Below are 20,906 nucleotides of genomic sequence, written 5' to 3' on the forward strand. Positions count from 1 at the left end.
CCTGTCTCACTTGTTTGAGGGCTGGACGCCGTCGACTCATGCGCGACCGGAATCCCAGATTGCGCGAATCTGGCTGGCCAAGCGCATCGGATCGAAGGGTTTGATAATCACGTCGCGCGCGCCGAGCTTGCGCAAATGTTCTATTTCCCCCGGCTGGACCTTGGCGGTCATGAAGGCGACCGGTACCTGAGTCAGGTCGATCCGCTCGCTGAGCCGGGTCAGGGTTTCGGCGCCGCCCATACCGGGCATCATCACATCGAGCAGAATGAAGTGGGGATCGAACTCTTCGACCTCCTCCAGCGCCTGCAGGCCGGACGAGCAAGACCGTACCTGATAGCCGCCGATGGCTTCCAGTGCGACTTTCGTCACCGCCTGTATGGAAGGATCGTCCTCGACGTGGAGTATCCGTTTCAGCTCGGTCATGCGGTGCCTCCGTCGGCCAGTGCGCCTTGCGAACGATCAGGCGAGCAGTGTGCCAGCTTGCCCGCCGACTGACGCGGCACAATGAAAAAATAGCCTGTCATCACCAGCATCTGCTGACGTTTCGTCACGGTCGCGAACGAAACGTCAGCAGACTAATCCTGAACAGGCAGTTCGAACCAGAAGCAGGCACCCTGGCCCAGTTCGGAATCGAAACCGATGCGTCCGTGCATGTGCTCGATCAGCTCCTTGCTGATCGCCAGGCCAAGGCCGGTACCGCCTTTCTGGCGGGTGTCGGAGGAATCGGCTTGGGAAAACTTCTGGAAAATCCGCTGCCGAAACGTCTGCGGAATACCTGGGCCAACGTCACGGACGCTCACGCGGACCTGATCGCCCCGACGGCTGCTACTCAAGACTACGACTTCGCCAGTCGGCGAGAATTTCGCTGCGTTGGAGAGCAAGTTCGCCAGCACCTGCTGCAGGCGATGCTCATCCACCGACACCCGCACATCCACCTGCTCGCCCAATTCCAGACGCACCCGGTGTTGTTCAGCGTAGCCCTGATTCGAGCGAAGCGAATCTTCGAGCAACGGCGCCAGAGGCTGGGTCTGCAGCTGGAAATTCATCTGGCCGGCGATCAACTTCTCCATGTCCAGCAAGTCATCGATCAGCAGGCCGAGGCGTTGGCTGTTCTGTTGCGCGATGCCGAGCAACTGCCCGATCGCTGGCGGGACCTCGCCGACGGCACCGCCGTTAATCAGCCCCAGGGCGCCGGAAATCGACGTCAGTGGCGTGCGCAGCTCGTGGCTGACGATGGAGACGAACTCGCTCTTCATCTGCTCGATACGCTTGCGCTCGGTGATATCGCGCACCAGGCCGATGAACTTGCGTTCGCCTCGATGGCTGATTTCCGAGACACGCAATTCGATGGTGAACCGCTCGCCATTGCGGCGTACCCCCTGCAATTCGCGGTTCTGCTCCAGGCTGCGGCCTTCGCCGCGGCGCTCGTAGTCCTCGAGATAGCCATCGTGAGCGGCGCGGTGCGGCTCGGGCATCAGCATCGACAGGTTGCGCCCGAGCACTTGCTCTTCGCTATAGCCGAAGGTGCGTTCGGCGGCGTGGTTGAAGGTTTCGATCAGGCCGCGCTGGTTGATGATGATGATCGCGTCGACGACATTGGCGATCAGCAGACGCACGTAGCGTTCACGCTCGTTGGCCTCGCGCTCGGCAAGGGCACGGGCACTGACATCCGAGATAAAGCCGTCGTACCACAGCAGGCGCCCGTCGGCGTCGCGCAGCGCGCGGCTGTTTTCCTGCACCCAGAGCGTTTCGCCGCGCGCATTGATCAGCCGGTAGGTGCGTTCGAAATGATCCGCTTCGCTGCCCTGCAGGCCGGCACGATCTTCGGGGTGGATCAGGCTGCTGAACCGGCGTGTGCCGGGGGCAAGGAAATCGCTGGCCGGGTAACCCGTCAGCCGCTCTATACCGTCGCTGAGATAACGAATCGTACGATTAGCGTCGCCGTCACGCCGGTAGACCACACCCGGCAGATTGCTGACCATGCTGCGGAAGCGGCTCTCGCTTTCACTGAGCGCGATCGCGGTATTCATGACGGGCGTGATATCGGCGATGAAGCCATGCCAGAGCACCGAACCGTCACGCAGGCGCTCGGCGGTCGCCCTGACTTCGACCCAGATCAGCCCTTTTTCGCGGTGGTTGATCCGGTAGCGCGTGGAGCCGCCGCCCAGGTTGGCCGCCGAGCGTTCTATCGCGGCGCGCAATGCGGGACGATCAGGGTCATACACCACGGCGAAGGCATGGCGCGCGTCTTCGATCAGCTGCTCGGGTTCTATTCCGTAGAGCTCGCGCGACCCCTCGCTGGCATAGAGCATGCTGTAGGCGCCTTCCGGCGAGCGCTTCAGTTGGTAGACCATGCCGGGCAGCAGGCTGGCAATTTTCTGGCCGCGCTCGAGCAGGCGCTTGCGGTTGCGCTCTTGCTGCGTCGAGCGAATCCGATGGATGCGCTGAACGATGCCGCGGCGGTGGAGCATGAAGGCCAGTATCAACAGCAGCACTTCGGTCGTCAGCCAGGCCAGTCCCCATTTGATCAGAATGCGGCGTTCGGCCTGCTGCTGCTCCCGCAGCGCCAGGGTGATGTCTCGCCAGACCAGCGCAACGGCGAAAGGCAGACGCCCTGGATTGTGTTCCGCCCGGACGTCGTGCAGCGGCACCTGATTGAGCACGAAACTGCGACCGCCGGACTCCAGCAGGCGCAGCGCTTGTCCGGACCCTGGCACCGGCAGCGAACGCTGTTGCGCCCACTGCAGGATCTGCGGCGCCGAATGGGTGTCGAGCAGCCAGCCGGGAAGGCCTTGCAGCTGAATCCCGACTGGAGGCGTCCAGAACACATTCTTGAGCTCGTCACGGTTCACCAGCAGGCCCAGGCCGGCGTTCAGCTGGTGACCCAGTTCGGTCAGGTTAGGAAGGATGCCGAATCCCACCTCCAAGGCACCGATCACTTCGCTTTCAGGGCTGCTGCTGGCGCGGATCGGCACGATGGCCCGGTTGCCCGCGCTACGCCGCCCGATATCCAACCCGGAAACGATCCGGTGGTGGGTCAACGCCTGGTAGAGCATAGGGCGGCGGTCGGCGACCGCATCACCGAACGCGTCGGGATCCTGCATGCGCAGCAGCGCCATGCCTGTTTTGCCCAGATACAGTTGTAGCTGGAGCGCGCCGTGGGTTTGCATGGCCGTCCAGGTCGGGGTGAGCGAGCTGAGCAGCTGCTCGCGGATCCGGGCCAGTCGAGGGCCGTCCCACTGAGCCCCGGCCTTCACGGCACGGTCAGCCTGGCGAACCAGCCGAAGCGTCTCCGGACTGGCGCTCAAGGCACTGGCGATCAACCGGGCCTGCTCTTCCAGTCCCTGCTGAGCGCTGCGCAACGCCAGCGCCTGGAGTTCGCCCTGCTGAGCCGTCTGCAGCGTCCAGACGGCATCGCGCGCCTGATGATCATTGATGGCAAGGCCACCGAACAGCAACGCGAGAAGCAGGCTGCCGAGGCCGAATATCCAACGCGGGTCGGTGGGGTGGGGGATGGTTTTCATGACGATTCTGAGCACCGTACTGCGTGGGCGTGCTGCGACGCGCTACCTGTCCTGCACTGCAAGCAGTGCCAGGTAGGGTGGCGAAACAATAGTGGCCTTATGCTACATCTGTTGCCTGGTAGATGGGATCGTCCGGAGTATCGGCCGCGTGGGCTTTTTCTGTCAGATGCCGAAACGAAAAATAAACGTCGGACGACAGGCGGACGCTTATCCAGTTAGGCAGAGTAGATAATGCAAACAGATTCGCAGCTGCGGATCTGAACTTTTACACCGCGAGGCTTCAACACTATGTGGTACACCGGTTTTCTCGACCTCTCGGCTTGGCAGGTGGTTGCGGCCGCGTTGCTTCTGACTCACGTGACTATCGTTGCCGTCACGGTCTACCTGCACCGTTATTCGGCACACCGCTCGCTCGAGCTGAACGCAGGCCTCAAGCACTTTTTCCGTTTCTGGCTGTGGCTGACCACGGCGATGAATACTCGCGAGTGGACCGCCATTCACCGCAAGCACCACGCCAAATGCGAAACCCCCGACGATCCCCACAGCCCGGTACAGAAGGGCCTGGGCACGGTGCTGCGGCGCGGTGCCGAGCTGTATATGGAAGAGGCGAAGAACGAGGAAACCCTGCGCATCTACGGCAAGAATTGCCCGGACGACTGGATCGAGCGCAACCTTTATTCACGCTTCCCCAACCTGGGCATCGTGCTGATGCTCGCCGTCGATCTGGCGCTGTTCGGTGTTATCGGTCTGACCGTCTGGGCGGTGCAGATGATCTGGATTCCGCTCTGGGCCGCCGGGGTGGTCAACGGGCTAGGGCATGCCGTGGGCTATCGCAACTTTGAATGCCGCGACGCGGCGACCAACCTCGTGCCCTGGGGCATCCTCATCGGGGGCGAGGAACTGCATAACAATCACCATACCTACCCGAACTCGGCCAAGCTGTCGGTGCGCAGGTGGGAGTTCGACATGGGCTGGGCCTGGATCAAGCTATTCAGCCTGTTCGGGTTGGCGAAGGTCAACCGCACCGCGCCCATCGCACACCGCGTCACGCCCAAGCATCAGCTGGACATGGACAGCGCCATGGCGATTCTCAACAACCGTTTCCAGATCATGGCGCAGTATCGAAAGCTGGTGATCAAACCGCTGGTGCGCCTTGAACTGCAACGCGCCGATGCATCGGTGCGCCATCAGTTCCGCCGTGCCAAGCGGCTGCTATCCCGCGAACCGAGCCTGCTGCAGCATGAGCAACAGGCGCGCATCGAGGTGATCCTCGAGCAGAGCCAGTCGCTGCGGGTGATCTACGAACAGCGCCTGGCGCTGCAACAGATCTGGACCCGCACCAGCGCCAATGGTCACGAAATGCTCGCTGCGATCAAGCAGTGGGTGCAGGACGCCGAAGCCAGCGGCATCCAGTCGCTGCGTGAGTTCGCCGAGCATCTGCGAACCTATTCGCTCAGGCCTGCGGTCGCCCACGGATGACCATTGATCGGCGCAATTAGCGGTAATTGCGCCAACTGGAACTTTGCTCTACCGGCGTTCTCTCAACAGCATTCTGGTGCTTTAGCGACAGCTGCTCAGCGGGCCCCCGCCGGTACCTGGCGCTCGTTTGGGAACGCAGGTATGACTCTGGTGAAGCAGCGAAGTGAAAAAGGGGTTGGCATCCTTCCCCCGACCGAAGGGCAGACGCTTTTGGCGTTGATGCATGCCCGGGCCGAAGTCGAGCGCTTGAGCGAGCGCGAACAGCTATTCAGTACGTTGATGAGCGCAGTCAATGCGGTGCTCTGGGCGTACGACTCGCAGGCCCAGCGGATGGTCTATGTCAGCCCGGCCTACGAGCAGATCTTCGGGCGCTCGGCTGCGCTGTTGCTGGCAGACTTCGGCGAGTGGCGCAACAGCGTCTACCCGGACGATCTGGAATATGCACAGCAGAGCCTGACCGACGTGCTCGAAAAGGGCGCCATCGAAGAGCGCGAGTACCGCATCATTCGTGGTGACGGTCAGTTGCGCTGGCTGAGCGACAAATGCTTCATCGCGCGTAACGTCGACAGCGCGCATGGGCCTATCATCGTTGGGATCGCCGAAGACATCACCGATAAGAAGCAGCTCGAAGGCGAACTGCAGCGCCTGGCCACCGTCGACGTCCTGACCCAGAGCAGCAACCGCCGCTACTTCTTCGAGTGCGCCAAGCGTGAGTTCGACCTGGCCCGGCAATACGCCACCCCGCTGGCGTTTCAGCTGTTGGACATCGACGACTTCAAGCGGATCAACGATACCCATGGCCATCAGATGGGCGATCAGGTGCTGCAGCGCGTCGCCGAGTGCGGCACGTCCGTGCTGCGGCGCGGTGATCTATTCGGTCGCATTGGCGGCGAAGAGTTCGCCTTACTGCTGCCGGGCTGCAAGCCGGACCTCGCCGAGCAGATCGCCGAGCGTCTGCAGCGGGAGGTGCAGCGGCTGGTGTTCACTACCACCGACGGCCAGCGCTTCGGAGTCACCATCAGCCTCGGCGTGACCTGCCTCAGAGCCGGCGATCCAGATCTCGGTGCGCTGTTCGCTCGTGCCGATGCGGCCATGTACACCGCCAAACGTCTGGGCAAGAACCAGGTGATCATGGCCTGAGTCGATGGCGCGGTCGCCGCCATCGGACCGGTCACCTATCAGCCATCAACGGGTGAATTGCTGCGCCAGTTCCTCCATCTGCTGTTTGAATTCGTCACACTTGGCCTGCCGTTCGGATGCCGGGATGCTGCCCCATTTCGCTTTGCCCTGTTTGACACCGGCATCGAAGTCCCTGTCGAAGCTGGCGGCATCCATGCCGTTGCGCGCCAGGTGATCTTTCTGCTGCTGTTTATGCTCGACCAGTTGTTCGTCCGTATAGCCGCCACAGACCTCTGCCGTGACCTGCATCGTGCCGCCCAGTTTCGCCAGCTGTGCGTTCATGTTCGCCATCATTGGATTAGTCGGCTGCTGAGCCAGGCTCGGAAGACTGATCAGCATGGCGGCGCTGATGAGGGACAGGTATCGCAACTCGGTTGGTAAGGACATGCTCGTTCCTGATTGTTGTTTTGCTGCTCGAAAATCTGCGGTTCGGCCAGGGTTGACCTCGGGGGCGTTGGGTTGCCCATCACATCATTTGTCCGGCTGAGCGGCACTCCGTGTTCATTGGACTTCGTGCAGAGCGATCGCGGCCCGTATGGTCTGGTCGTTGGTGATGCCCAACATGACTTGCGCCACATGCCAAGAAGACCTCAACTCTAGACCAGATCGTTTGGCTTTCAAGCTAGCGATGGCAGACGGCGAAAAGCGCGTCAGGGCGCTTTGCGGTAGACGTCATCGAAGCGAACGTTGAGGCCGCCGCAGCGGCTGTTGTCGGTCACTACGAGGTTCGCTGCGACGTACTGCAGGGTGACGCGGCAGGCATATTCTTCCGCACCCTCGGCGATTCTCAGCAGATCACCGGAGGGTTGTGCTTGACCTTCGAAGGCGCCGACGTGGACAACCGGCTCGCCATAACTATTCACGCCGCCCTGCCAGATCGCCTCGCCTACGAGCGCAAGCGACCCGCTGGCCGAGGCTCGAGAAATGACAATGCTGTTGCCGCCGGCGGTGGGCAGCCAGCGGCCGATCCAGTCCTGCGCTGCGGGAGGCGTCGAAGCAGTGTCGATTTCAAGATTACGTGCTGGCAGCCAGCCTACGCGTTTTTCGCCGAAGTACCATACGCAGGCCCAGCCATCGGAATGTTTGCCGACCAAGAGTTTGTCGCCGTCCACGAGATAGGCCTTGCGTATGCAGGATTCATCTGCGGGGCAGCCAAGGGCGTCATCCCTGAAATGCACTCGTGAGTCAGTACCGGCAACCACCTCTGCAGGTTGTACCTGACCGGCGAACGCCGGAAAGAAGCCATTGCGGCAGGAATAGGCTTCGATAGCCTGCACAGTTGGCGCTAGCAGCAGGCACAGCAGAAAGGCTTTGTATTGCACGGCCTGCAAGCTCCTTCAGGCGCTGCCCGTGTCGGCGGCACGGACAGCTCGGGTGCGTTACACCGGCGTTTGGCTCGATGCCGCCGGTTGCTGCTGGGTAATGCAGTGGATGTTGCCGCCGCCGAGCAGGATCTCGCGGCCCGGCACCATCACCACCTGATGATTGGGGAAGATCCGGCTGAGGATGGCTTCTGCTTCGGCGTCCATCGGGTCGTCGAAAGACGGGGCGATGATGCCGCCATTGACGATCAGGAAGTTGACGTAGCTGCCAGCCAGGCGAATCGACGGATCGCGCGGCTGACTGCCGATCAGCGGCACCACACCGGCGCATTCCTGCTCGGTGGCATGCAGCGGGCCAGGGATCGGCATCTTGTGCACCACGAGCTTGCGGTCCCAGGCATCATGAGCCTGCTCCAGCACGCGCATGGCTGCCTGGCAGCGCTCGTAGTTGGGGTCGTCGCGATCATCGGTCCAGGCCAGCAGTACTTCACCTGGGCGAACGAAGCAGCAGAAATTGTCCACGTGACCGTCGGTTTCGTCGTTGTACAACCCGTGCGGCAGCCAGATGACCTTGTCGATCGCCAGGTAATCGGCCAGGACCGCTTCGATTTGCTCACGGGACAGGTGCGGGTTGCGATTGCGGTTGAGCAGGCACTCCTCGGTGGTGATCAGGGTACCTTCGCCGTCGACGTGAATCGAACCGCCTTCCAGTACGAAACCCTCGGTGCGGTAGCGGTCGCAGCGCTCGATTTCGAGAATCTTACGCGCCACTTCGTCGTCGCGCTGCCAGTTGTCGTACAGCCCGCCCTCGAGGCCGCCCCAGGCGTTGAACGTCCAGTCGACGCCACGCAGTCCGCCCTTGCCGTTGACCAAAAAGGTCGGCCCCGTATCGCGGACCCAGGCGTCATCGCTGCTGATTTCCACCAGCCGAATGCGCGGGTCATCGAGTTGCTCTCGTGCGGCCATGTATTGCTCGGCGGTGGCGCAGACGGTGACCGGCTCGAAGCGTGCTATGGCCTTTGCCACAGCGGTGAAAGCCGCCTGCGCCGGCGTGCCCTGGTCGCGCCAGTTATCCGGACGCTGCGGCCAGACCATCCAGGTCTGGTTGTGCGGCGCCCATTCGGCGGGCATATGGAAGTCGTCGGCGCGAGGCGTGGTGGTCAGGGTTGTCATCGATCTTTTCCGTAGAGAGCGCGGCCTGTAGGAGCGGGCCTGCTTGCGAATGCGGCCTTGCAGGCGCGTTCGCGAGCAAACTCGTTCCTACGATGGGTCAATTGTTCGGTCAGGACTCCAGCGAGCCGTCCAGGGTCTTGATCGGGCTGTATAGGTTTGGCCGACGGTCGCGGAATACGCCCCAGGCGCTGCGGATGTGCTCCAGCTGGTCCAGGTCGAACTCGTGCACCAGCACGCCTTCGGTGGTCTTGTCCATTTCCTCGACCTTGGCACCGAACTGGTCGGCAATGAACGAGGAGCCGTAGAAGGTGATGTCGTAGCCGTCCTGCTCTTCGGTGCCGACGCGGTTGCTGGCGATCAGCGGCATCAGGTTGGCGCCGGCGTGGCCCTGCTGGACGCGCTGCCAATGGTCGCGCGAGGTGATGTTCGGGTCATGCGGCTCGCTGCCGATGGCGGTGGGGTAGAACAGCAGCTCGGCGCCCATCAGTGCCATGCTGCGCGCGGTTTCGGGGAACCACTGATCCCAGCAAATGGCCACGCCGATCTTGGCGTAGCGGGTGTTCCAGACCTTGAAACCAGTGTCGCCGGGGTTGAAGTAGTACTTCTCGTGATAGCCAGGACCGTCGGGGATGTGGCTCTTGCGGTAGACGCCCAGCACCTTGCCATCGGCGTCGATGATGGCGATGGAGTTGAAGCGTGCGCGGCCGGCGACTTCGAAAAAGCTGATCGGCAGCACCACCTGCAGCTCGGCGGCGATCTTCTGGAAATGCTGGATCGCCGGGTTTTCTTCCACGCTGGTAGCCAGCTGCAGATATTCGGGATTGGGTTTCTGGCAGAAGTAAGGGGTTTCGAACAGCTCCTGGATCAGGATCACCTGCGCGCCCTTGGCGGCGGCTTCACGAACCAGCTTCTCGGCGTTGGTGATGTTCGCCTGGCGATCCCAGGAACAGGCCATTTGGGTGGCGGCAACGGTAACGGTACGGGACATGGCGGCCTCGCGGAATTGGGGCGTTTAGAAATGGAGTGGATTTTAGGCGTGAAGTTTGGAAAAGACGATAAAGGCGCTGGAGGCAGAACGAAAACCGTGGCGCTAACGCTTCAGTGAGGCTGTAGGTGGGCCGGACCGCCGTAGGGTGGGCTTCAGCCCACCGCCGACACCTCGGTGGGGCCGACTTGGTGGGCTGAAGCGGAGCGCCGCCCGGCCCACCCTACGATTACTTCTCTGCCCGCCAGCGCTTTGATCGGCTTCCAGCTTTTAGACCGTATGCAGGTACCAGTTGTATTCGAGATCGGAGATCGAATGCTCGAATTCGGCCAGTTCGCTTTCTTTGCAGGCCACGAAGATGTCGATGTACTCCGGGCTGATGTAGCGGGCCATGATTTCGTTGTCATCCAGCTCGCGCAGGGCGTCGCGCAGGTTGGAGGGCAGGCTCGGTTCGACCTGCTCGTAGGAGTTGCCTTCGATCGGCTGGTCGGGTGCGATCTTGTTGGTCAGGCCGTGATGAACGCCGGCGAGAACGCTGGCCAACAGTAGGTAAGGGTTGGCATCCGCCCCGGCGACGCGATGCTCGATGCGTACTGAATCCGCGCTGTCGGTCGGCACGCGTAGCGCTACGGTGCGGTTGTCCAGGCCCCAGCACGGCGCATTCGGTACGTAGAACTGAGCGCCAAAGCGGCGGTAGGAGTTGACGTTGGGGCAGAGGAAGGCCATCGACGCCGCCATGGTCTGCTGGATACCGCCGATGGCATGACGCAGGGTTTCGCTCTCCAGCGGATTGTCGGTGGCGAAGATATTGTTGCCATTCTTGTCGAGCAACGAGATGTGCACGTGCAGTCCGTTCCCAGCCTGGCCCGGGTAGGGCTTAGCCATGAAGGTGGTGTCCATCTCATGGTCATAGGCGATGTTCTTGATCAGCCGCTTGAGCAGCACGGCGTAATCGCAGGCCTTGATCGGGTCGGCGACGTGATGGAGGTTGACTTCGAACTGCGCCGGAGCGCTTTCCTTAACGATAGCGTCGGCAGGAATGCCCTGTTCCTTCGCACCCTCGAGAATGTCCTGCAGGCAGTCGACGTATTCGTCCAGATCGTCGATCAGGTAGACCTGGGTCGACTGCGGGCGCTTGCCGGAAATCGGCGAGCGCGGCGGCTGCGGACGGCCATTCACGTTCTCCTGATCGATCAGATAGAACTCCAGCTCGAAGGCCGCACAAATGGTCAGGCCCAGCTCGTCGAACTTGCTGACGACCTGGCGCAGCACTTCGCGTGGGTCGGCGAAAAAAGGCGAGCCGTCGCGCTCGTGCATGGTCATCAGCAGCTGCGCGGTGGGGCGCTTCTGCCAGGGCTCGTTGCTCAGGGTGTTGGGAATGGGGAAGCAGGTCCGGTCCGAGTCGCCGATGTCCATCCCGAGCCCGGTGCTTTCCACGGTGATGCCATTGATGTCGAGCGCGAATAGCGAGGCGGGGAGGTTGATGCCTTTTTCATACACCTTATGCAGGCTGGCGCGTTCGATGCGCTTGCCTCGCACGACACCGTTCATGTCTGCGATTAGCAGGTCGACGTACTGGACCTCCGGGTGTTCTTTCAGAAACGCGTTCGCTTCATTGAGCTGAACGGCACGCGGCGGCGGAAGCATGATGAAAACACCTTAATTGTTAAAAATTTCAATCATCAAACAACATGTCTTGGAGTCAATCGGAAAGCCAAGTCGCTGTCAATAGCGCCTCAAAACGCCCCATGAATGCCCTTTAAGGGCGATTTTGGGGCACTGCCGGAAAAATTTTCACGGCGCTGCGTTTGCTTTCGGAAGGACGCCGGGTCGGCTATTGTCTATAAAAATGAACAAGACTACTCTCCGATGAGCACCCTTCTGAAAGACGAGTATCACATGCCTCGCGTGCCATTGATCGGCGTTTCCGCCTGTACCAGGCAGATCGGCCACCACAGCTTCCATATTGCCGGTGACAAATACCTGCGTGCCGCAGCGGTCGCCGGCTTGCCTCTGGTCATCCCGGCGCTGGGTGACCTCATCGATCCGACAGCTCTACTCGATAGCGTAGACGGCCTGCTCTTCACCGGCTCGCCATCGAATGTCGAGCCTCATCATTATGGCGGGTCGGCCAGTGCCGAAGGCACGCCACACGATCCTCCCCGTGACCAGCTGACCCTGCCCCTGATCCGCGCTGCGGTAGATGCCGGCATTCCGGTGTTCGGCGTCTGTCGCGGTTTTCAGGAAATGAACGTGGCGTTCGGCGGCAGTCTGCATCAGAAGGTGCACGAGGCCGGCCCCTATGCCGATCATCGCGAGCGCGCCGAAGACCCGATCGACATCCAGTACGGGCTCAGTCATCCACTGCACGTGCAACCCGGTGGCTTGCTGGAGCGTCTCGGGTTGCCGCTGCATCTGGAAGTCAATTCGGTGCACGGCCAGGGTGTCGAGCGCCTTGGCGAGGGGCTGCGCATCGAGGCATTGGCGCCGGATGGGCTGATCGAGGCGTTTTCCGTCGAGGCGGCGCAGACCTTCGCGCTCGGTGTCCAATGGCATCCTGAATGGAAGGTGCATGAGCACCCTTATTACCTGGCGTTGTTCCAGGGCTTTGCCCGCGCTTGCCAGGAACGCGCGGGACGGCGCTGAGCGCAGGCCGGTCCGGCGCTCGTTTCATCAACTCTGAGGTCATCATGACTAGCACGCTCGACCAGCTCACCGGCTGGCTCAAAGAACGCAAGATTACAGAAGTGGAATGCCTGATCAGCGACCTGACCGGCATCGCCCGCGGCAAGATTTCACCGACCAACAAGTTCCTCGACGAGCGCGGCATGCGCCTGCCCGAAAGCGTGCTGTTGCAGACCGTCACTGGCGACTACGTCGAAGACGACATTTACTACGAGCTGCTCGATCCGGCGGACATCGACATGTTCTGCCGCCCCGATCCCGACGCGGTGTTCCTGGTGCCCTGGGCTATCGAGCCGACCGCGCAGGTGATCCATGATACGTACGACAAGATGGGCAACCCCATCGAGATCTCGCCGCGCAACATTCTCAAGCGCGTGCTAAAGATGTACGCCGATCGTGGCTGGCAGCCCATCGTTGCGCCGGAGATGGAGTTCTACCTGACCAAGCGTTGCGAAGACCCGGACCTTCCGTTCCAGCCACCCATCGGCCGTTCTGGGCGTCAGGAGACCGGCCGCCAATCGTTCTCCATCGACGCGGCCAACGAATTCGATCCGCTGTTCGAAGATATGTACGACTGGTGCGAGGCCCAGGGGCTGGACCTGGACACGCTGATCCACGAGGAAGGCACCGCGCAGATGGAAATCAACTTCCGTCACGGCGAGGCGCTGCACCTGGCCGACCAGATACTGGTGTTCAAGCGCACCATGCGCGAGGCGGCGCTCAAGCACAACGTCGCTGCCACCTTCATGGCCAAGCCGATGACCGGCGAGCCGGGCAGCGCCATGCACCTGCATCAGAGTGTGGTGGACATCGAAACCGGGCGTAACGTGTTTTCCAACGCCGATGGCTCCATGAGCCAGCTGTTCCTGCACCACGTCGGCGGCCTACAGAAATACATTCCCGAGCTGCTGCCGATGTTCGCGCCCAACGTCAATTCGTTCCGCCGGTTCCTGCCCGATACCTCGGCGCCGGTGAACGTCGAATGGGGCGAGGAAAACCGCACAGTAGGCCTGCGTGTGCCGGATTCCGACCCGCAGAACCGCCGCGTCGAGAATCGTCTGCCGGGAGCCGATGCCAATCCGTATCTGGCCATTGCCGCCAGCCTGTTGTGCGGCTACATCGGCATGGTCGAAGGGCTGAACCCGAGTCCGCCAGTCAAGGGCCGCGGCTACGAGCGCCGCAACCTGCGCCTGCCGCTGACCCTGGAAGCCGCGCTGGAACGCATGGAGAACTGCCGCGAGCTGGTTAAATACCTGAGCCCGAAATTCATCACCGGCTACGTCGCGGTCAAGCGCGCCGAGCAGGAGAACTATCACCGGGTGATCAGCTCGTGGGAGCGGGAATTTTTGATGTTGTCGGTTTAAAGAAGCTGGAAGCCACGCCATAGCAGCACCCTCTCCCCTTGTGGGAAGAGGGTGGGGGTGAGGGGTGTTTTGCAACGGCAAGCACCATAAAACCATTTGAAACGAGGTGCCCGATGAGCGATTCGCAAACCCTGCAGTGGCAAGCCCTGAGCCGCGACCACCATCTGCCGCCGTTCACCGACTTCAAGGCGCTCAACGCCAAGGGCACGCGCATCATTACCCGTGGCGAGGGGGTTTATCTCTGGGATAGCGAAGGCCACAAGATCCTCGATGCCATGGCCGGGCTCTGGTGCGTCAACCTGGGTTATGGCCGTGAGGAACTGGTCGAGGCCGCGACCCGGCAGATGCGCGAGCTGCCGTACTACAACCTGTTCTTCCAGACCGCTCACCCGCCGGCCTTAGCCTTGGCCAAGGCGATCGCCGAGATCGCTCCCGAGGGCATGAATCACGTGTTCTTCACCGGCTCGGGCTCCGAGGCCAACGACACCGTGCTGCGCATGGTGCGCCATTACTGGGCGATCAAGGGGCAGCCGCAGAAGAAGGTCGTGATCGGGCGCTGGAACGGCTATCACGGCTCGACCATCGCTGGCGCCAGCCTCGGTGGCATGAAGGCCATGCACGAGCAGAGCGACGGTCCGATCCCAGGTATCGAACACATCGACCAGCCGTACTGGTTCGGTGAGGGCGGTGATCTCGATCCGGAAGAGTTCGGTGTGCGTGTCGCGCAGCAGCTTGAGGACAAAATCCGTGAAGTGGGCGAAGACAAGGTCGCCGCCTTCATCGCCGAGCCGATCCAGGGCGCTGGCGGTGTGATCATCCCGCCGGACAGCTACTGGCCGAAGATCCGCGAAATCCTCGACCGCTACGACGTCCTGCTCATCGCCGATGAAGTCATTTGCGGCTTCGGCCGCACTGGCGAATGGTTCGGCAGCGATCATTACGGCAATGCGCCGGACCTGATGCCCATCGCCAAGGGCCTAACCTCCGGTTACCTGCCCATGGGCGGCGTAGTCGTGCGCGACGAAGTGGTGCACACGCTCAACGAGGGCGGCGAGTTCTACCACGGCTTCACCTACTCGGGGCACCCGGTGGCCGCCGCCGTGGCGCTGGAAAACATCCGCATCATGCGCGAAGAGAAAATCGTCGAACGGGTCCAGGCGAAGACGGCACCCTATTTGCAGTCTCGCTGGCGTGAGCTGGTCGAGCACCCGCTGGTCGGCGAGGCGCGTGGCGTCGGCATGCTCGGTGCGCTGGAGCTGGTGAAGAACAAGAAAACCCGCGAGCGTTTCGCCGATCCGGGCGTGGGCATGCTCTGTCGCGAGCATTGCTTCCGCAACGGTCTGGTGATGCGCGCGGTAGGCGACACCATGATCATTTCGCCGCCGCTGGTGATAAACGAAGAGCAGATCGACGAGCTGATCGGCAAAGTTCGGCAGTGCCTGGACGCAACCGCCAAAGACGCGTTGGGCTGACTCTTGGGCGCGCGGGCGACGGTCTTGTCTGAGCGCTGTGAACTAACGTTCGGGCTGTTGAAAAACAGCCCTCGACCTTGCCAGACTGCGCGCGTGCTCAGGCCTGACTTACCGAGGGGTGTGTCGATGCCGGCACAGCCATTAGCTGTCCAGGTGCAATGAGGGTGGCCTCAGCGTGACCTGTCCTTAGCCGATACATGACAACAACAGGAGCTGCACGGATGAAACCCTTTGCCAAGACCCTACTCGCGATGACGCTGGCTGGTGCCGTCGCTGGCGCTGCGCAGGCCGAAGACAAGGTACTGCACGTTTTCAACTGGTCCGACTACATCGCCGAAGACACGCTGGAGAACTTCACCAAGGAAACCGGCATCAAGGTCGTTTACGACGTTTTCGACAGCAACGAGGTGCTGGAAGCCAAGCTGCTGGCTGGCAGCTCCGGCTATGACGTAGTGGTGCCTTCCAACCCCTTCCTGGCCAAGCAGATCAAGGCTGGCGTGTTCCAGAAGCTCGACAAGTCCAAGCTGCCGAACTGGGACAACCTCGACAAGGACCTGCTCAAGGCCCTGCAGCCTAGCGATCCGGGCAACCTCTATTCGGTCCCGTACATGTGGGGCACCATCGGCATCGGCTATAACGCCGAGAAGGTCAAGGCCGTGCTTGGCGAAGACGCCCCGGTGGATTCCTGGGATCTGGTCTTCAAGCCCGAGAACATGGAAAAGCTGAAAGCCTGCGGCGTCTCCTTCCTCGATTCGCCGACCGAAATCCTCCCGGCGGCGCTGCACTATCTCGGCCACGCGCCGGACAGCAGCAAGGCTGATGAGTTGAAAAAGGCCGAGGAACTGTTCATGCAGATCCGCCCGAACGTGGCCTATTTCCATTCCTCCAAATACATTTCCGATCTCGCCAACGGCAACGTCTGCGTCGCCATCGGCTATTCCGGTGACATCTACCAGGCCAAGGCGCGTGCCGAGGAAGCTGGCAACAAGGTCAAGGTCAGCTACAACATTCCCAAGGAAGGCGCGGGTACCTTCTTCGACATGCTGGCCATTCCGGCCGATGCGAAGAATGTCGAAAGCGCGCATGTATTCCTCAACTACCTGATGAAGCCGGAGGTGATGGCGTCGATCACCGACTACGTCCAGTTCCCCAACGGCAACGCAGCGGCGACTCCATTGGTGGATGAGGCGATCCGTACCGATCCGGGCATCTATCCGAGCCAGGCGGTGCTGCAGAAGCTCTACACCTTCCCCGACCTGGACCCGAAGACCCAGCGGACCATGACCCGCAGCTGGACCAAGATCAAATCCGGCCGTTGATGGGTCGTTGATGTTGGGGTGCTCAGGCTGGATCGCGCGAGCGGCCTGGGTGCTGTGCCGGTGCTTTATTGGGGGATGTCATGCACACAACCGCAGTTTTCTGCCCGGCACGCCTCATGCGTTGTTCTTATCCTGAGGCAGTCACGCACGCCAGTTGCGTTCTGCCAGTTGATTTTTAGAGGTTTTTCCAATAAACAGCCCGCCTTTCGCCCGCTGTGGCAGGCGCGGTCTGTAACAAGAGGACAATCCCATGCACTCGACACTGAAGTCGCTCATCATCGCCGCTGCCGTTGGCGGCGCCGCCTCTGCGCAGGCCGCCACCGTCCACATCTACAACTGGTCGGATTACATCGGTGAGACGACGCTGGAAGCGTTCGAGAAGGAGACCGGCATCAAGCCCGTCTACGATGTCTTCGATTCCAACGAAACCCTCGAGGGCAAACTACTCGCCGGCCGCACCGGCTATGACGTGGTAGTGCCTTCCAACCATTTCCTAGGCAAGCAGATTCGCGCCGGCGCGTTCCGCGAACTGGACAAGAGCAAACTGCCGAACTGGGAAAACCTCGACCCGGGCCTGCTCAAGCAATTGCAGAAGAACGATCCCGGCAACGTCTACGCGGCGCCTTATCTCTGGGGCACCAATGGCATTGGCTACAACGTCGAGAAGGTCACCGCCGCGCTGGGGATCGAGAAGGTGGATTCATGGGCCGTATTGTTCGAGCCGGAAAACGCCAAGAAACTGGCCGGTTGTGGCATTGCCTTCCTCGATTCGGCCGACGAGATGATTCCGGCGATGCTCAACTATCTCGGGCTGGACCCCAACAGCGAGGATCCGGATGACTACGCCAAGGCCGAAGCCAAGCTGCTGGAAGTGCGCCCGTACGTGCGGTATTTCCACTCCTCCAAGTACATTTCCGACCTGGCCAATGGCAATATCTGCATCGCCGCCGGCTTCTCCGGTGATGTCTTCCAGGCCGCGGCCCGCGCCGACGAGGCGGGCAAGGGCGTCGACATCGCCTATTCGATTCCCAAGGAAGGCGGCAACCTCTGGTTCGACATGCTGGCTATTCCTGCCGATGCGCAAAACGTCGACGAAGCCCACGCATTCATCAACTACTTGTTGAAACCGGAGGTCATCGCGCAGGTCAGCGATTATGTGGGTTATGCCAACCCCAACGTGAACGCGGGCGAGTTGATGGATCAGGAAGTGCGCAACGATCCCTCGGTCTATCCGTCTCAAGAAGTGCTGGACCGGCTGTATGTCTCCGCCGAACTGCCACAGAAGATACTGCGTCTGAAAACGCGTAGCTGGACCAAGGTGAAGTCCGGCCAGTAACAGGTCGGTAATGGCCACGGGCGCGGCGGCTCGGTATTGCCGCGCTCACTCGAATCGATACCACCCGGCGCTGTCCGGGCCCTTTTCTTTCAATCGGGAGTTCGCGCATGGCCGTTGCCTCCAGCGCCTACAAAAAGGCCCTCACCGGAGAGAGCCAGAACAAGCAGGTGCTGCTGAAGATCGACCGCGTCACCAAGAAATTCGACGAAACGGTGGCGGTCGATGATGTCTCGTTGAGCATTCACCAGGGCGAAATCTTCGCGCTGCTCGGTGGTTCGGGCTCGGGAAAATCGACCTTGCTGCGCATGCTGGCGGGCTTCGAGCGGCCTACCGAAGGGCGGATCTTCCTCGACGGTCAGGACATCACCGATATGCCGCCCTATGAGCGGCCCATCAATATGATGTTCCAGTCCTACGCGCTGTTTCCGCACATGACGGTGGCGCAGAACATCGCCTTCGGCCTCAAGCAGGATGGTCTGGCCAAGGCCGAGGTCGAGGAGCGCGTCAACGAGATGCTCGCACTGGTGCAGATGACCCAGTATGCCAAGCGCAAGCCGCACCAGCTGTCCGGCGGCCAGCGTCAGCGGGTGGCGCTGGCGCGTTCGCTGGCCAAACGCCCCAAGCTGCTGCTGCTCGACGAGCCCATGGGCGCGCTGGACAAGAAGCTGCGCTCGCGGATGCAGCTGGAACTGGTGCAGATCATCGAGCGCGTCGGTGTGACCTGCGTGATGGTGACCCATGACCAGGAAGAGGCCATGACCATGGCCGAGCGCATCGCCATCATGCATCTGGGCTGGATCGCTCAGGTCGGCAGTCCGATGGATATTTACGAGACACCGGCGAGCCGGCTGGTCTGCGAGTTCATCGGCAACGTCAACCTGTTCGACGGTGAGCTGATCGAAGACGTCGAGGACCATGCCGTCATTGCCTGCCCCGGGCTCGAAAACCCGATTTACGTGGGTCACGGCATCAGCACCCGGGCTCAGGACAAACAGATTACCTACGCGCTGCGCCCCGAAAAAATGCTGATCGGCACCGAGCTACCGGAACTGCAACGGCCCGGCTACAACTGGGCGAAAGGGATCGTGCATGACATTGCCTATCTCGGCGGGCACTCGGTGTACTACATCAAGCTGCCGTCGGGGCATCTGGTTCAGGCGTTCCTCGCCAACTCCGAGCGCCACGTGAAGTGGCCGTCCTGGGAAGAGGATATTTACGTGTACTGGTGGGATGACAGCGGCGTGGTGCTACAGGCATGAGCCGCTCACGCTTGAATACCGGCCGCCGACTGGTCATCGGCGTACCCTTCCTGTGGCTGTTCCTGTTTTTCTTGTTGCCGTTCGCCATTGTGCTGAAGATCAGCTTCTCCGAGGCGGACGTTGCAATTCCGCCTTACACGGAGGTTTTCGCCTACGCCGAGCAGCAGCTGCAGATAGTGATCAACCTCGGCAACTACATCTTCCTCAGTGAAGACAGTCTCTACTGGGCCGCTTACGCCGGCTCGCTGAAAATCGCTTTTTTCAGCACCCTGCTGTGCCTGCTAATCGGCTATCCCATGGCCTATGCCATTGCTCGGGCGCGCAAGGATCTGCAAACCGTGCTGCTGCTGCTGATCATGATGCCGACCTGGACGGCTATCCTGATCCGCGTCTACGCCTGGATGGGCATTCTCAGCAGCAACGGTATCCTCAATGGCCTGCTGATGGGGCTGGGGCTGATCGACGAACCCTTGCGCATCCTCAATACCGATGTCGCCGTCTATATCGGCGTGGTTTATTCCTACCTGCCGTTCATGATCCTGCCGCTCTACGCCAATCTGGTGAAGCATGACCTCAGCCTGCTCGAGGCCGCCTCGGACCTCGGCGCTCGCAACCTCACCAGCTTCTGGAAGATCACCGTGCCGCTGTCGAAGAACGGCATCATTGCCGGCTGCATGCTGGTGTTCATTCCGGTGGTGGGTGAGTTCGTTATTCCCGAACTGCTCGGCGGTCCCGAGACGCTGATGATCGGTAAGGTGCTCTGGCAGGAATTCTTCAACAACCGCGACTGGCCGGTGGCTTCCGCTCTGGCGGTGGTGATGCTGGCGATCCTGCTGGTGCCGATCATTCTGTTCAACAGAAATCAAGCCAAGGAACTGGAGGGCAAGCTATGAAACGCTGGAGCTTTTCCAACCTGATCCTGGTGCTCGGACTGCTGTTCATCTACCTGCCGATGGTCATCCTGGTCATCTATTCGTTCAACGACTCGCGCCTGGTGACGGTGTGGGGCGGCTGGTCGGTGAAGTGGTACGTCGGTCTGCTGGACAACAGCCAGCTGATGGGTGCGGTGATGCGCTCGCTGGAGATCGCGCTGTACACCGCCATCGCCGCGGTGGCGCTCGGCACTATGGCGGCCTTCGTGCTGACGCGCATCCCGGTGTTCCGCGGCCGTACGCTGTTCGGCGGCTTGGTAACGGCGCCGCTGGTGATGCCTGAAGTGATCACCGGCCTGTCGCTATTGCTGCTGTTCGTCGCCATGGCGCAGCTGGTGGGCTGGCCGGCGCAACGGGGCATCGTGACAATCTGGATTGCGCACACCACGTTCTGCTCGGCGTATGTCGCGGTGGTGGTGATGGCGCGTCTGCGTGAGCTCGACCAGTCCATCGAGGAAGCGGCGATGGATCTCGGCGCGCGGCCCTGGAAGGTGTTTTTCCTGATCACCATGCCGATGATCGCGCCATCGCTGGCGGCTGGCGGCATGCTCTCGTTCGCCCTGTCGCTGGACGACCTGGTGCTCGCCAGCTTCGTCTCCGGACCCGGCTCGACCACGCTGCCGATGGAAATCTTCTCCGCCGTGCGTCTGGGCGTGAAGCCGGAAATCAACGCGGTAGCCAGTCTGATCCTGTTGGTGGTGTCGTTCGCGACCTTCATCGCCTGGTACGTCAGCCGTCGTACCGAGAAGCGCCGCGTTCGCTCCATGCGTCAGGCCATGGATGAAACCAGTACACAAAACTGGCGTCCGGCGGCCACCAACACGGTGGCGGCGCCGCCATCGGCGCATAGCTGACGCAGAGGATATCCGGCGCGCTC

General features: G+C 61.4%; 17 protein-coding genes. 10 read left to right on the forward strand and 7 right to left on the reverse strand.

The window, feature by feature from the left end; translation table 11 throughout:
* Nucleotides 1–36: 36 nt before the first annotated feature.
* The gene (locus tag V6943_RS04850) at nucleotides 37–423 is read right to left on the reverse strand and encodes a response regulator (RefSeq protein ID WP_131649078.1); all 387 of its coding nucleotides are present in this window, start codon (nucleotides 421–423) and stop codon (nucleotides 37–39) included.
* 152 nt (nucleotides 424–575) lie between these two features.
* Entirely contained in the window at nucleotides 576–3,524 is a 2,949-nt protein-coding gene (locus tag V6943_RS04855; RefSeq protein ID WP_340552768.1) for a PAS domain S-box protein, read from the reverse strand.
* Nucleotides 3,525–3,812: 288 nt separating this feature from the next.
* Between V6943_RS04855 and desA the strand changes: the two genes are divergently transcribed.
* Together desA and V6943_RS04865 are read left to right on the forward strand one after the other, a co-directional pair.
* Nucleotides 3,813–5,003 (forward strand): delta-9 fatty acid desaturase DesA, encoded by a 1,191-nt coding sequence (desA, locus tag V6943_RS04860; protein WP_131649076.1) that lies wholly within the window; start codon nucleotides 3,813–3,815, stop codon nucleotides 5,001–5,003.
* A gap of 141 nt (nucleotides 5,004–5,144) precedes the next feature.
* Nucleotides 5,145–6,143, forward strand: coding sequence for a GGDEF domain-containing protein (locus tag V6943_RS04865; RefSeq protein ID WP_131649075.1), 999 nt, complete (start codon nucleotides 5,145–5,147; stop codon nucleotides 6,141–6,143).
* A gap of 45 nt (nucleotides 6,144–6,188) precedes the next feature.
* Here V6943_RS04865 and V6943_RS04870 read toward each other — a convergent pair whose 3' ends face one another.
* The 5 genes from V6943_RS04870 to V6943_RS04890 form a co-directional block, all read right to left on the reverse strand.
* Nucleotides 6,189–6,569: a hypothetical protein gene (locus V6943_RS04870; protein WP_131649074.1), complete on the reverse strand. Its 381-nt coding sequence runs from the start codon at nucleotides 6,567–6,569 to the stop codon at nucleotides 6,189–6,191.
* Between the two features lie 263 nt (nucleotides 6,570–6,832).
* The gene (locus V6943_RS04875; RefSeq protein ID WP_340552769.1) at nucleotides 6,833–7,504 is read right to left on the reverse strand and encodes a hypothetical protein; all 672 of its coding nucleotides are present in this window, start codon (nucleotides 7,502–7,504) and stop codon (nucleotides 6,833–6,835) included.
* 57 nt (nucleotides 7,505–7,561) lie between these two features.
* Complete coding sequence (gene aguA / locus V6943_RS04880; RefSeq protein ID WP_340552770.1) at nucleotides 7,562–8,677, reverse strand: agmatine deiminase; 1,116 nt, start codon at nucleotides 8,675–8,677, stop codon at nucleotides 7,562–7,564.
* Between the two features lie 109 nt (nucleotides 8,678–8,786).
* Nucleotides 8,787–9,665 carry an N-carbamoylputrescine amidase gene (gene aguB / locus V6943_RS04885; RefSeq protein WP_131649071.1) on the reverse strand — a complete coding sequence of 293 codons (879 nt, stop codon included), beginning with the start codon at nucleotides 9,663–9,665 and terminating at the stop codon, nucleotides 8,787–8,789.
* Between the two features lie 267 nt (nucleotides 9,666–9,932).
* The gene (locus V6943_RS04890; protein ID WP_131649070.1) at nucleotides 9,933–11,309 is read right to left on the reverse strand and encodes a glutamine synthetase family protein; all 1,377 of its coding nucleotides are present in this window, start codon (nucleotides 11,307–11,309) and stop codon (nucleotides 9,933–9,935) included.
* Between the two features lie 252 nt (nucleotides 11,310–11,561).
* Between V6943_RS04890 and V6943_RS04895 the strand changes: the two genes are divergently transcribed.
* The 8 genes from V6943_RS04895 (at nucleotide 11,562) to V6943_RS04930 (ending at nucleotide 20,883) form a co-directional block, all read left to right on the forward strand.
* A complete protein-coding gene (locus tag V6943_RS04895; protein ID WP_131649999.1) occupies nucleotides 11,562–12,308 on the forward strand; it encodes a gamma-glutamyl-gamma-aminobutyrate hydrolase family protein in 747 nt (248 codons plus the stop codon).
* 44 nt (nucleotides 12,309–12,352) lie between these two features.
* The gene (locus V6943_RS04900; RefSeq protein ID WP_131649069.1) at nucleotides 12,353–13,711 is read left to right on the forward strand and encodes a glutamine synthetase family protein; all 1,359 of its coding nucleotides are present in this window, start codon (nucleotides 12,353–12,355) and stop codon (nucleotides 13,709–13,711) included.
* A 113-nt stretch (nucleotides 13,712–13,824) separates the two neighbouring features.
* Nucleotides 13,825–15,183: an aspartate aminotransferase family protein gene (locus tag V6943_RS04905; protein ID WP_340552771.1), complete on the forward strand. Its 1,359-nt coding sequence runs from the start codon at nucleotides 13,825–13,827 to the stop codon at nucleotides 15,181–15,183.
* 221 nt (nucleotides 15,184–15,404) lie between these two features.
* Entirely contained in the window at nucleotides 15,405–16,502 is a 1,098-nt protein-coding gene (locus V6943_RS04910) for a polyamine ABC transporter substrate-binding protein (protein ID WP_131649067.1), read from the forward strand.
* A gap of 250 nt (nucleotides 16,503–16,752) precedes the next feature.
* Complete coding sequence (locus tag V6943_RS04915) at nucleotides 16,753–17,838, forward strand: polyamine ABC transporter substrate-binding protein (RefSeq protein ID WP_131649066.1); 1,086 nt, start codon at nucleotides 16,753–16,755, stop codon at nucleotides 17,836–17,838.
* A gap of 107 nt (nucleotides 17,839–17,945) precedes the next feature.
* Nucleotides 17,946–19,097, forward strand: a complete 1,152-nt coding sequence (potA, locus tag V6943_RS04920) for a polyamine ABC transporter ATP-binding protein (RefSeq protein WP_131649065.1) — start codon at nucleotides 17,946–17,948, stop codon at nucleotides 19,095–19,097.
* Nucleotides 19,098–19,108: 11 nt separating this feature from the next.
* Entirely contained in the window at nucleotides 19,109–19,990 is an 882-nt protein-coding gene (locus V6943_RS04925; RefSeq protein WP_177493039.1) for an ABC transporter permease subunit, read from the forward strand.
* Nucleotides 19,987–20,883 carry an ABC transporter permease subunit gene (locus V6943_RS04930; protein WP_131649063.1) on the forward strand — a complete coding sequence of 299 codons (897 nt, stop codon included), beginning with the start codon at nucleotides 19,987–19,989 and terminating at the stop codon, nucleotides 20,881–20,883. The genes V6943_RS04925 and V6943_RS04930 overlap by 4 nt, the downstream gene beginning before the upstream one ends.
* The last annotated feature ends 23 nt before the right edge of the window (nucleotides 20,884–20,906 follow it).

Origin of the sequence: Pseudomonas sp. CBC3, assembly GCF_037967085.1 — a bacterium.
GTDB lineage: Bacteria > Pseudomonadota > Gammaproteobacteria > Pseudomonadales > Pseudomonadaceae > Stutzerimonas.